This window comes from Pseudomonas sp. efr-133-TYG-5 (assembly GCF_030209175.1).
GTDB lineage: Bacteria > Pseudomonadota > Gammaproteobacteria > Pseudomonadales > Pseudomonadaceae > Aquipseudomonas.
On sequence record NZ_JARVSM010000001.1, the window covers coordinates 941,283 to 952,913 of the forward strand.

Annotated in this window: 7 protein-coding genes; 3 read left to right on the forward strand and 4 right to left on the reverse strand. The window is 64.7% G+C overall.

Annotated elements, in window-relative coordinates:
- The first annotated feature begins 50 nt into the window (after window positions 1-50).
- Window positions 51-746: a GntR family transcriptional regulator gene (locus tag QRN70_RS04185; RefSeq protein WP_285415951.1), complete on the forward strand. Its 696-nt coding sequence runs from the start codon at window positions 51-53 to the stop codon at window positions 744-746.
- Here QRN70_RS04185 and QRN70_RS04190 read toward each other — a convergent pair whose 3' ends face one another.
- The 4 genes from QRN70_RS04190 to QRN70_RS04205 are packed head-to-tail and all read right to left on the reverse strand — an operon-like array spanning window position 747 to window position 6,537.
- On the reverse strand, window positions 747-1,952 hold the full coding sequence (locus QRN70_RS04190) for an amidohydrolase family protein (protein WP_285415952.1): 1,206 nt from the start codon (window positions 1,950-1,952) through the stop codon (window positions 747-749).
- The gene (locus tag QRN70_RS04195) at window positions 1,949-4,444 is read right to left on the reverse strand and encodes a branched-chain amino acid ABC transporter ATP-binding protein/permease (RefSeq protein ID WP_285415953.1); all 2,496 of its coding nucleotides are present in this window, start codon (window positions 4,442-4,444) and stop codon (window positions 1,949-1,951) included. The genes QRN70_RS04190 and QRN70_RS04195 overlap by 4 nt, the downstream gene beginning before the upstream one ends.
- The gene (locus QRN70_RS04200) at window positions 4,441-5,310 is read right to left on the reverse strand and encodes a branched-chain amino acid ABC transporter permease (protein WP_285415954.1); all 870 of its coding nucleotides are present in this window, start codon (window positions 5,308-5,310) and stop codon (window positions 4,441-4,443) included. Before QRN70_RS04200 ends, QRN70_RS04195 begins: the two co-directional genes overlap by 4 nt.
- 51 nt (window positions 5,311-5,361) lie before the next feature.
- Window positions 5,362-6,537, reverse strand: coding sequence for an ABC transporter substrate-binding protein (locus QRN70_RS04205; RefSeq protein WP_285415955.1), 1,176 nt, complete (start codon window positions 6,535-6,537; stop codon window positions 5,362-5,364).
- A gap of 448 nt (window positions 6,538-6,985) precedes the next feature.
- Here QRN70_RS04205 and QRN70_RS04210 point away from each other — a divergent pair, with 448 nt between their 5' ends.
- Both QRN70_RS04210 and katG read left to right on the forward strand, forming a co-directional pair.
- A complete protein-coding gene (locus QRN70_RS04210) occupies window positions 6,986-9,196 on the forward strand; it encodes an LTA synthase family protein (RefSeq protein WP_285415956.1) in 2,211 nt (736 codons plus the stop codon).
- Between the two features lie 146 nt (window positions 9,197-9,342).
- Window positions 9,343-11,613, forward strand: a complete 2,271-nt coding sequence (gene katG / locus QRN70_RS04215) for a catalase/peroxidase HPI (protein ID WP_285415957.1) — start codon at window positions 9,343-9,345, stop codon at window positions 11,611-11,613.
- Window positions 11,614-11,631: the final 18 nt, after the last annotated feature.

The window sequence follows — 11,631 nt, forward strand, 5'->3', positions numbered from 1 at the left end:
ATAATGCCCGCCGCATTCGCTTCTGCCGCGTCGCCGCCATAGAGGAAACGATGGCCTCACAGACCGTTACCGCCAAACAACTCGAAGTCCAGCGCATCGTCGATGTGCTGTCCAGGGCCATCGCCCAGCATCGGCTCAAGCCCGGCACGCGGCTGATCGAGGCGCAAATCGTCGAGACCCTGCAAGCCAACCGCAACCACGTCCAGGTGGCACTGCAGCGCCTTGCCATGCAGCGCATCATCACCATCGAACCGAATCGCGGCGCCATGGTGGCGCAACCCAGCGCGCGCGAAGCACGGGAAGTGTTCGCCGCCCGCCGAGCCATCGAGCGGGCGATCGTCGAATGCATCACCCCGGCGATCATGCACAAGCAGCACGAACGCATCAGCCGCCACTTGAACAACGAACGCGCGGCCACCAACGCCACCGATCGCCGGGCCATCGTCCGCGAGCTGAGCGAATTTCACCTGATGCTCGGCGAGATCTGCGGCAACAGCGTACTCAGCGAAATCCTCGCCAACCTGATGGTGCGCAGTTCGTTGATCGTCGCCTTGTATCAGCGCAATGACGTGCCGTCCTGTGCCTCGGACGAACACCAGGACATCATCACCGCGCTGCAACAGGGTGAACGCGACAAGGCCGTGGCGGTGATGCTGGAACACCTCGACGAGCTGGAAGCCCAGCTCGCCCTGGAACAGCAGCCCGAGCCGGACATCAACCTGCGCGAGGCCCTCGCCGGACTCTGATCACTGCGGCCGCCAGACCTGCGGCGCACGCCGTTCGAACGTCTTGCGCCCGGCCTTGAAGCCCATCAGCGGCGCACTGATCTGCGCCACCACGGCGGCCGGCGTCGGCGCCTCGAACACCAGGAAATCGGCGCGACAGCCCGGCTCCAGACCGTAACGGCTCAGGCGCAGCAGGCGCGCCGATTCACACGACACCCAATCCAGGCAACGCTGCAACTGCGCTTCGGTGCCCAACTGGCTGACGTTGGCAAACAGATTGGCCTGGCGCACCAGCGATGCGTCGCCATACGGGGTAAACGGATTGCCGAGATTATTGGTCGAGATCGAACAGGTCACCCCGCACGCGTGCAGTTGCTCCAGCGGTGCCAGGCCGCGCGGCTTGTTGTGAAATTGCTCGCGCCCGGTCAGAAACAGGTCCGTGGACGGCAGGCAAGTGACCTGCACCCCGGCCGCCGCCAGTGCCTGGCCGATCTCGCGCAAATGTCCGAGCGGCAGCGCCGACAGCTTGGTGGCATGGCCGATGGTCACCCGCCCGCCCCAGCCGTGCAATTCACAGCAGCGGATCACCTCGGGCACGGTCATGCCGGCCGGGTCGAGGTCGAAATCCAGGTGCAGGTCGAGGTCACGGTCGTAGTGCACCGCCAGTTCGAACAAGCGGCGAATCTGCGCCGCCGGATCGCGATCCATGTACGGACAGCCGCCCAGCACTTCGGCGCCCTGCTCCAGTGCCGCACACAGCAGCGCCTCAGTGCCGGGGTTATCGAGCAGACCTTCCTGGGGAAACACGCACAGCTCAAGGGTGATCGCCCAGGCGTAGTCGGCCTGCAACCGGCGGATCGCGTTGAACCCGGTCAGGCCGATCTGCGGGTCGAGTTCGACATGCGTGCGCATGTGCATCGTGCCCTGGACGATGGCCTGTTCGAGCACCGTCGCGCCGCGTTGATAGACGTCCTGCTCGGTGAAAGCGGCCTTGGCCAGCCGCGTTTGCGCGATGGCTTCGGCCAGCGTGCCGGCCTGCAACCGGCAGCGGTCGAGGATGCACGCCTTGTCCAGATGAATGTGGGTTTCGACCAGGCCCGGGTGCAGATAGCCGGCACCGATGTCGAGGGTTTCGCAAGCCTCGCCAGGCAGGGGCGCGGCGACAAAAAAACCCTCGCGCACGTAGCGTTCAGCGCTGCGCGAACCGGTGATCTTCAAGGTTTTCATACCAGTGTTCCTTCACCCAGGTAAGCGGCTTCCAGTTGCGGGTCGTCGCGCAATTGCGCGGCGCTGCCGCTGTTGACGATACGCCCGTTCTCCAGCACGTAGGCGCGATCGGCGACTTGCAGGGCCAGGTTGGCCATCTGATCGACCAGCAACAGGGTCATGCCTTCGTCGCGCAACGTCGCGAGGGCGTCGTACAGTTCGCCGATCATCGCCGGCGACAGCCCCAGCGTCGGCTCGTCCAGCAGCAGGATATGCGGCTTGGCCATCAGCCCGCGGCCGACGGCGACCATCTGCTGTTCACCGCCCGACAGCAGACCCGCCGGGCTGTCGATGCGCTCGCGCAAACGCGGGAAGCGCCGCAGGATCGCTTCGATCTCGGCGTCGGCATCGAACGCTTCGCGGCGTGCGTAACTGCCGAGCAACAGGTTGTCGCGTACGCTCAACTGGCCGAACATCTGCCGCCCTTCGGGCACCAGGGCCAGTCCGCGCGTGGCGATTTCACTGGCATCACACGCGCTGATCTCGACGTCGTCCAGCAGGATGCTGCTGGCGCCCGAGGCGCGATGCAACCCGGCCAGGCACTGCAGGATGCTCGACTTGCCCGCGCCATTGGCGCCGAGAATCGCCACCAGTTCACCGGGATTGACGGTCAGGTCGACGCCCTCCACCACCGGCGCGGCGCCGTAGTCGATGCTCAGGTTCTTGATGAACAGGCGCGCGTCGCGACTGCCATTCCAGGCCTGCAGCCGCGGTTGCGCCTGATATTCGGTGACGCCCAGATAGGCCGCGATCACCTGCGGATTGGCGCGCACTTCGGCCGGCGTCCCCCAGGCAATCGGCTTGCCGGCGTCGAGCACCAACAAGCGCTCGGACACCGCCATTACCAAGGGCATGTCGTGCTCCACCAGAATGATCGTCAGGCCGAAACCCGCCAGGCGCCGCAGCAGGCCGGCAAGTCGATCAGTGTCCTGGCGGCCCAGCCCGGCCGCGGGCTCATCCAGCAGCAACACCTTGGGACGGCTGGCCAGCGAACGGGCAATCTCCACCAGCCGCCGGTCGACATGCGGCAACTGTTCGGCCGGGAGGTTCACCGAGCCGCTGTAGCCGACCAGTGCCAGCAGGTCCAGCGCCAACGCCTTCTGCTCTGCACTGGCGGTACGCATCGGGGAGCCCATGCGCCCGCCCTGCATCGCCACCAGCAGGTTTTCCAGCACCGACAGTTCGGCGAACAGCAAAGTCGTCTGATAGGTTCGACCGATGCCGGCGCGGGCGACTTTCCAGGAAGGCCAGCCGGCGAGCGACTCGCCGTCATCGAGGCGGATGCTGCCCTGATCGGGCCGGTAGAACCCGCTGATCAGGTTGAGCACCGTGCTCTTGCCGGCGCCATTGGGTCCGATCAGGCTGGTGATACTGCCGGCCCTGGCCTGCAGGCTGACATGCTGCGCCGCCTGCACACCGCCGAAGCGGATGCCAATATCGTCGACCCGCAACGCCCCTGCGCAACCATGGAAAAACTCCCGCAGACGCGCCGAATCGGCCACGGCCGGTGCCCGTCGGTCGAGCGGTCGCCACCAGCGCCGGGCCAGCGCGCCCAGCACACCGTCCGGCGCCAGCCACAACACACACAGCAGCAGCGCGGCGAAAATCAGCAAGCGGTACTCGGCGAAATCCGACAAGGCTTCCGGCAACAAGACAATCAGCAAGGCACCAAGCAGCGGCCCGAACAGGGTGCCGCTGCCGCCGACGATCACCGCCAGCACGAACAGGATCGACTGGCTGAACGGAAACGACTCGGGGTTGATAAACATCATCAACGGCGCGAGCAGCGCGCCAGCCAGCCCGGTCAACGCCGCCGAGAGCGCGAAGGCCAGGGTTTTCGCCAGCACCGGATTCAGACCCAGGGAGCGCGCGGCAATCTCCGACGACTTCACCGCGAGCATCGCCAGCCCCCAGCCACTGCTGCGCAGACGCAGGTAAAACGCCAGCGCCACGGTCATTAGGGCAATTGCGATCAACGCCAGGGTAATCGCCGGATCAAGGCTGCCGAGCGCCGGCATCGGGATGCCCATCAGGCCGTTGGAGCCACCGGTGACGCTGCGCCATTCGATCAGGCTGTGGTGCACGACGAAGGCAAAGGCAATGGTGATCATCGCCAGGTACGGCCCCTTGACCCGCAATGCCGGAATCGCCAGCAACCCGCCGACCATGGCGTTGACCAGCGCCGCCACCGCCATGGCCGCCGGCAACGGCCAGCCGGCCAGTGTCAGCAGCGCCGACGCGTACGCGCCCAGGGCGTAAAAGGCGATGTGCCCGAAAGACATCTGCCCGGTCAGGCCGATCAGAATATTCAGGCCCACGCCAACCACCGTCGCCAGGGCGCAGAGGGTCAGGACCAGCAGCGAATAGCTGTCGAGCAGGAATGCGGCGACGGCGCAAGACACTGCCAGGGCCAGCAGCGCGACAGGCGCCAGGGAGTGACGTGCGGTGCTCATACTTTCACCCATGATTTGAGGCCGAACAGGCCATCCGGACGGATCGCCAGCGTCACGATGACCAGGGCGAAGGTAAAGATCTGGGTGAACGCCGAGCCGAAGTACAAGGTCACCAGCGCTTCCACCAGACCGAACAGCAAGCCGGCGCCAAACACCCCGCCGGCACTGGCGATTCCGCCAAGAATCGCCACGGCAAAGGCCTTCAGGCCAAACAAGGTGCCCATGTCGGCATTGACGCTGAACAGCGGCGCAATCAACAACCCGGCCACCGCGGCGAACACGGTCGACACGGCGAACGACACCGCCACCACCCGCTTCACGCGAATGCCCATCAGCATCGCTGCTTGCGGGTTCTGCACACAGGCCTCGAGCACCTTGCCCAGCCGCGTGTGGCGCCGCACCAGCCAGAGCGCCAGCGCCACACCGGCGCCGATCAGCGGGATCAGCAGTTGCAACAGCGACACCTGACTGCCGGCCAGTTGCACGCTGTGCTCGGTCAGCACGCTGACGAACTGGCGCGGCTCCTTGCCGAAACTGAATAGCACCAGATTGTCGAGCAGAATGCCGCCGGCCACCGTTGCCATCAGCCACGCCTGCGAGCCACGGGCGTGAAACGGGCGCACCAGAAAACGCTCGATGAGCAGGCCGTACACTGCCGCCAGCGCGAGCGCCGCCGGGTACGCCAGCCACGCCGGCCATTGCCAGGTGATGCTGAAGCTGTAGCCCAGCACCGCGCCGAGCATCATTGCGCTGCCCTGGGCGAAATTGACCGTGCGCGACACCACATACGTGATGTGGAACCCCAGGGCCAGCAAGGCATACATGCTGCCCAGGCCCAGCCCGGACAGAAGTGTGGTGGTGATCATGCACAAATCCTCCGACCGGCGCGCATCCGCACACCGATCCGTGCGGAACAATCAGGGAGCGACGGGAACGATGCGATCACCGTCGAAACGGGTGAACACGTAGTCTTGGGGGCCGAGGGCATCGTGCCGGCTACTGCTGAATGGCTGGCGATAATCCTTGATCAGGCCGTCGTAGTTCTGGATCGCGTAAAAGCCGTCACGCACCGCTTTGCCGTCGGTGCTGCGGGCGGCGGTGATGGCCAGGGCGCTGAGGTGCAGCGCATCGTAGGCATTGGCGATACCGACGGCCGGGGTGACGTCGGCCAGCGTCTTGACCGCATAACGCTGCTTGAGCGCGGCCAGCACCGCGTCGCCACGCGGCGAGTTGTGCTCGGTGAAGACGTAGGTCTGGATGAAATGCACGCGCCCGGCATTGGCCCCGGCCAGTTCGCCGAAGCGTCCACCCGCCGGCCCCCAGTGGGACACCACCGGCACGTTCCAGCCCATGCGATCGAGGGACTTGACCACCTGCGCCGACGGCCCGACGTTACCCACCAGCAACAGGCTGTCGGCCCCGGCGTCCTTGAGCCGCGCCAGTTGTGGCACCACGTCGAGGTCGCTGTCCTGAATCCGTTCGACCCCGGCGTTGCTCAGGCCGCGCTTGTCCAGTGCGCGCTTGAACCCGGCCTCGTTGGATTCACCCCAGGGGTTGTTGATCAGGATCAATCCGGGCTTGTGCATGCCCTGGGTACGCACGCCGTAATCCACCAGCGCTTCGTCCACCAGTTCATCGACCGCCGAGACGCGGAACACGTAATTGTCTGCGGCGCCATTCTCGGTGATCTTGGTGCCGGCGGCCCAGATGCCCATGAACGGCACCTTCAACTGATTGGCCAGCGGCACGATCGCCAGCGACACCGGGGTATCGAGGCCACCGAACAACAGCGTGACCTTCTCCCGCTGGATCAGCTCGCGTGCCGCCAGCATGCCTTTGGACGGGTTGCTCTCATCGTCGCGACGCACCAGCTCCAGTGGCCGGCCAAGCACCCCGCCCGCCGCGTTGACCTCGTCGATGGCGATGCTCAGGCCGCGCGTCAGCGCTTCGCCGGACTTTGCCGACTGCCCCGACAGCGCGGCCACCAGGCCGACCTTGATCGGTTCGCCGGCATGCGCCGCGGTGGTCAGCAACAACGTGGTGAAGGCTGCGCAAGGCAGCAGACGTTTGAGCGAAAAGCGCGTCGGCAACATTGTTATTCTCCTGAGGGCGAGTGTTCGTCAGAACATTGCTAGCAAACCTGATGCCACTTGCGCGCCCCCTTGATTCCGGCCCCTCCAAGCGTACAACCCAACAAATGCGCACAGATTGCGTGCAACACGCACCACTTTCAGTCAGACAGCGATTGCCCGCGGCCGACGATTAAAGGCATGCATGACTACCGATTGTTAGCAATCTGCCAGCCAGACACGTCTTGTGGACGGCGACTCGGTTAAACAGCCTGAAACAATAAATTCGCGGCCCTGGCGCCGCCCTGCGCGCGCCTGCATCGAAGGCAACGCAATGCCTGCACGGGCTGAGCGCCGTCGATTACGTTTTTTCAGGAAAAGTCTGACCTGTTTAAAACCGCGATCCGACAGCCTGCCCTTGTTATCATCGGGCACACTTTTATGAAGATTTGATGGCTGGAAGGTCTTTTTTGTGAGCGCACTTTTTCAGCGGCTGCGGCATCCCCATGCCCGCCTGTTTTCTCTGGTGTTCCTGGTGCTGGTCGTGCCGCTGGGCCTGCGCGCGGCGCTTGGCTGGTCGAGCCCGTTCGGCTATCTGTCGGACCTGGCGATCGGCAGTCTGCTGGTGGTCTTGCTGCATCGCCGGCCATGGTGGCTGGCGTTGCCACTGCTGCTGTTCTGCGCGCTGTTGAGCGTGGCCACGGCGGAGCTGGTCAGTGCCGTAGGACGCATGCCCAATCCGGAGGATCTGCATTATCTGTTCGACCCGCAGTTCGTGGAGAACTCCACGGGTGGCGGCCTGGCCCATCCGGGCGTGGGCATTGCCCTGCTGCTGGCGCTGCTGCTGTGGCTGCTGAGCCACTGGGCGGGCCGCGCCACGCCGGCCCCGGCATTGCCGCGCGCCGTGTGGGCGGCACCGCTGCTGCTGTTCGGCGCGCACTGGGGTGCGCAAATTCTCGCCCCCAGCGACGCCGATGCCTGGCGCCTGTACAACCTGCCGCACCAGTTGCTGGCGACGCAGGTCGCCGAAGGCCAGATGCAGGCCGAAGACTGGCTGGCCGGCGATGTCGATGAGATTCCCCCGGCGATGACCGGCCTCACCGACCTCGACCTCAACGGCCACAAGTTGCTGGCCGCCCCGGGCCGGGCGCGCAACGTGCTGATCATCGCCCTCGAAGGCATCCCCGGTGCCTACATCGGTGCCAACCGCGAAGCCATCGGCAGTCATTATCAGGAAGACCTGATGCCCAACCTCAGCCGCTGGGCCGAGCGCGGCATGAACACCCCGGATTACGTCCTGCACACTCACCAGACCATTCGCGGCCTGTACGCCATGCTCTGCGGTGACTACGACAAGCTGAACAACGGCACGCCCAAAGGCGTGGAAATGCTCACCCAGCACGAACGCAACCAGGCCTGCCTGCCGGCGCAACTGCGCAAGAACGGTTTCGCCACCCATTACCTGCAAGGTGCCGGCCTGCGCTTCATGGCCAAAGACAAGATCATGCCGCACATCGGCTTCGACGCGACCCATGGCCTGGAATGGTTCACCAACGCCAATCACCTGGAGTTTCCCTGGGGCAAGGATGACAAGGCCTTCTTCGAAGGTGCGCTGGAGTACGTGGGCCAGCTGAAACAGCAGAAACAGCCGTGGATGCTGACCTTGCTGACCGTTGGCACGCACCAGCCCTACTCCGCCCCGCAAGACTATCTGCAGCGCTACGACACGCCCAAGCAGGCCGCCGTCGGTTATCTGGACGATGCGCTGGAACAATTCCTCAGCGGCCTCGAACGCCAGGGCGTGCTCGAGGACACCCTGGTGGTGATCACGTCGGATGAATCCCATGGCATCGATGGCGTACGCCTCGCGTCGTCCTGGGGCTTCAACCTCACCCTCGCCCCGGAGCAGGCGCAACTGCCGCGCCTGAACGCCGGGGTCTACGGTCATGTCGACCTGAGCGCATCGATTCTCGACTACTTCGACCTGCCGGTGCCGTCGGCCCTCAGCGGCCGCTCGCTGTTTCGTGACTACGACAGCGGGCGCGAAATCATGTCGTTCACCAACGGCAAGCTGCGCTACCACGACGGCCAGGGCATCCTCGCCGAGTGCGACATGCCGCGCCGTTGCCGCTACTACGCCAGCGCCGGTTTCATCGCCGAGAACGCCACCTTCAAGGGCAATTACAGCGGCCAGCGCGCCCGCCAGATCGCTGCCCGCGCCACGGCGCTGGACCTGTCACTGTTGCGCACCCCGCTTAACCAGCACTACCAGTTCGGCAGCAACAACGTCATCCCGCTGCAGGCGCAGATCAACGACGACTGGGCCGACAACCTGATCGGCGCACAATACCTGGAGATGCCCAAGGGTTCGCACACCCGGGTGCGCCTGACCGTGCGCTCGGTGGACCCGCAGCAAGCGGCGTATATCCAGCTCAAGGCCAAGGAATTCGAACAGGACGTGCAACTCGGCCTGCCGGCGGAAATGGTCGCCACCGCGGATCAACCGCTGGAGATGGATTTCAGCTTCGACAATCCGCAGCCGCGCAAGGCGTTCTCGTTCCACCTGCTGGGCTATGGCCAGGGAGCGGTCGAGGTCAGCGATTTCAGCGTGATTACCGAGGTGCCCGGCCAGGAAGATCCGCTGGACGCCATGGCGGACGACGACACCGCGCAGTCGAGCTGACCCCACGGCCACTCTGCGCGCGGTGAAAGACTGGGCCTATCGGCCTCCAATAGTCGGCCTATTAGCCGACTTGCCAAGTCGGGTCTAGCCTTACAAGTCCGAAGTCGGCACGAGCCGGCCGCACAAGACCTGATAAGGACCCGAACATGGCAAATGAATCGAAATGCCCGTTCAATCATGCTGCCGGTGGTGGCACGACGAACCGTGACTGGTGGCCGAATCAACTCAACCTGAAGATCCTTAGCCAGCACTCGCCCAAGTCCGATCCGCTGGGCAAGGACTTCGACTACGCCAAAGCCTTCAAGAGCCTCGACTTCCAGGCCCTGAAACGCGACCTGACCGCACTGATGACCGACTCCCAGGAGTGGTGGCCGGCGGACTTCGGCCACTACGGCCCGCTGTTCATTCGCATGGCCTGGCACAGCGCCGGCACCTATCGCACCGCCGATGGCCGCGGGGGCGCCGGCTCCGGCCAGCAACGCTTCGCGCCACTCAACAGCTGGCCGGACAACGTCAGCCTCGACAAGGCCCGGCGCCTGCTGTGGCCGATCAAACAGAAATATGGCCGGAATATTTCCTGGGCCGATTTGATCGTGCTCACCGGCAACGTAGCGCTGGAATCCATGGGCTTCAAGACCTTCGGCTTCTCCGGCGGCCGCCCGGATTCCTGGGAACCGGATGAAGATGTGTACTGGGGCTCGGAGCACGAATGGCTCGGTGGCGACAGCCGCTACGGCAAAGACAAGTCGGCCATGCAGGAACCCGGTGACGGCACGCTAGTCGCCGAACCCGATCTGCACGGCAAAGAGGAAAGCCGCACCGATCAAGGCGAACGCAACCTGGAAAACCCGCTGGCAGCGGTGCAGATGGGCCTGATTTACGTCAACCCGGAAGGCCCTGAGGGCAACCCGGACCCGGTGGCGTCGGGTCGCGATATCCGCGAAACCTTTGGCCGCATGGCCATGAACGACGAAGAAACCGTGGCGCTGATCGCGGGGGGGCACGCCTTCGGCAAGACCCACGGCGCCGGCCCTGCCGACAATGTCGGGCCCGAACCGGAAGCGGCGGGCCTGGAAGAACAGGGCTTTGGCTGGAGAAACGCATTCGGCACCGGTAAAGGCGCCGACACCATCACCAGCGGCCTGGAAGTGACCTGGACCACCACCCCGACCCAGTGGAGCAATAACTACCTGGAGAACCTGTTCGGTTTCGAGTGGGAGCTGTTCAAGAGCCCCGCCGGCGCGCATCAGTGGAGACCGAAAAACGGCGCCGGTGCCGGCACCGTGCCGCATGCGCACGACCCGAGCAAAAAACTCTCGCCGACCATGCTCACCTCCGACCTGGCGCTGCGTTTCGACCCGATCTATGAGCCGATCGCCCGGCGCTTCCTGGCCAATCCGGATCAGCTGGCCGACGCCTTTGCCCGTGCCTGGTACAAGCTGATTCACCGTGACATGGGGCCGTTGTCGCGCTACCTCGGGCCAGAACTGCCGAACGAAGAACTGCTGTGGCAGGACCCGATTCCCGACGTCACTCACCCGCTGATCGACAGCAACGATGCGGCGGCGCTGAAAAGCAAAGTGCTGGCCTCCGGCCTGTCGGTATCGCAACTGGTGTCCACCGCGTGGGCGGCCGCCTCGACCTTCCGTGGTTCCGACAAGCGTGGCGGCGCCAACGGCGGCCGTCTGCGCCTGGCACCGCAGAAATTCTGGCAGGCCAACCAGCCGGAACAGCTGGACAAGGTGCTGAAGACCCTCGAAGGCATCCAGAACGAGTTCAACGCCGGCTCATCCGGAAAGAAAGTCTCGCTGGCGGACCTGATCGTCCTGGCGGGTAATGCCGGGGTCGAGCAAGCAGCGCAAAACGCCGGGCATTCGGTATCCGTACCGTTCAATCCCGGCCGGACCGATGCGACGCAGGAGCAAACCGACGTCGAGTCGTTTGGCTTCCTCGAACCAATTGCCGACGGCTTCCGCAACTACAGCAAGGGCAAATACACCGTTTCGGCCGAAGCGCTGCTGATCGACAAGGCGCAACTGCTCACCCTCTCCGCACCGGAGATGACAGTGCTGGTGGGTGGTTTGCGCGTGCTGGGCGCCAACGTCGGGCAAAGCCGGCATGGCGTGTTCACGTCCCGCACTGAAGCGCTGACCAACGACTTCTTCACCAACCTGCTGGACATGAGCGTGGAGTGGAAACCCACCTCAGCGGCGGCGGACGAGTTCGAAGGACGCGACCGTAAAACCGGCAGCGTGAAGTGGACGGCGACGCGGGTCGACCTGGTGTTTGGTTCCAACGCGATCCTGCGCGCGCTGGCCGAGGTGTATGCCAGTGCTGACGCGAAGGAGCAGTTCGTCAAGGACTTCGTGGCGGCGTGGGCCAAGGTGATGGAGCTGGATCGGTTTGATCTGAAATAACCGAAAACGCAAAAACCT

Coding starts and splice junctions, on each gene's coding strand:
- QRN70_RS04195 (WP_285415953.1), bottom strand. CDS start 4,444: ATGAGCACCGCACGTCACTCCCTGGCGCCTGTCGCGCTGCTGGCCCTG.
- QRN70_RS04200 (WP_285415954.1), bottom strand. CDS start 5,310: ATGATCACCACCACACTTCTGTCCGGGCTGGGCCTGGGCAGCATGTAT.
- QRN70_RS04185 (WP_285415951.1), top strand. CDS start 51: ATGGCCTCACAGACCGTTACCGCCAAACAACTCGAAGTCCAGCGCATC.
- QRN70_RS04205 (WP_285415955.1), bottom strand. CDS start 6,537: ATGTTGCCGACGCGCTTTTCGCTCAAACGTCTGCTGCCTTGCGCAGCC.
- QRN70_RS04190 (WP_285415952.1), bottom strand. CDS start 1,952: ATGAAAACCTTGAAGATCACCGGTTCGCGCAGCGCTGAACGCTACGTG.
- katG (WP_285415957.1), top strand. CDS start 9,343: ATGGCAAATGAATCGAAATGCCCGTTCAATCATGCTGCCGGTGGTGGC.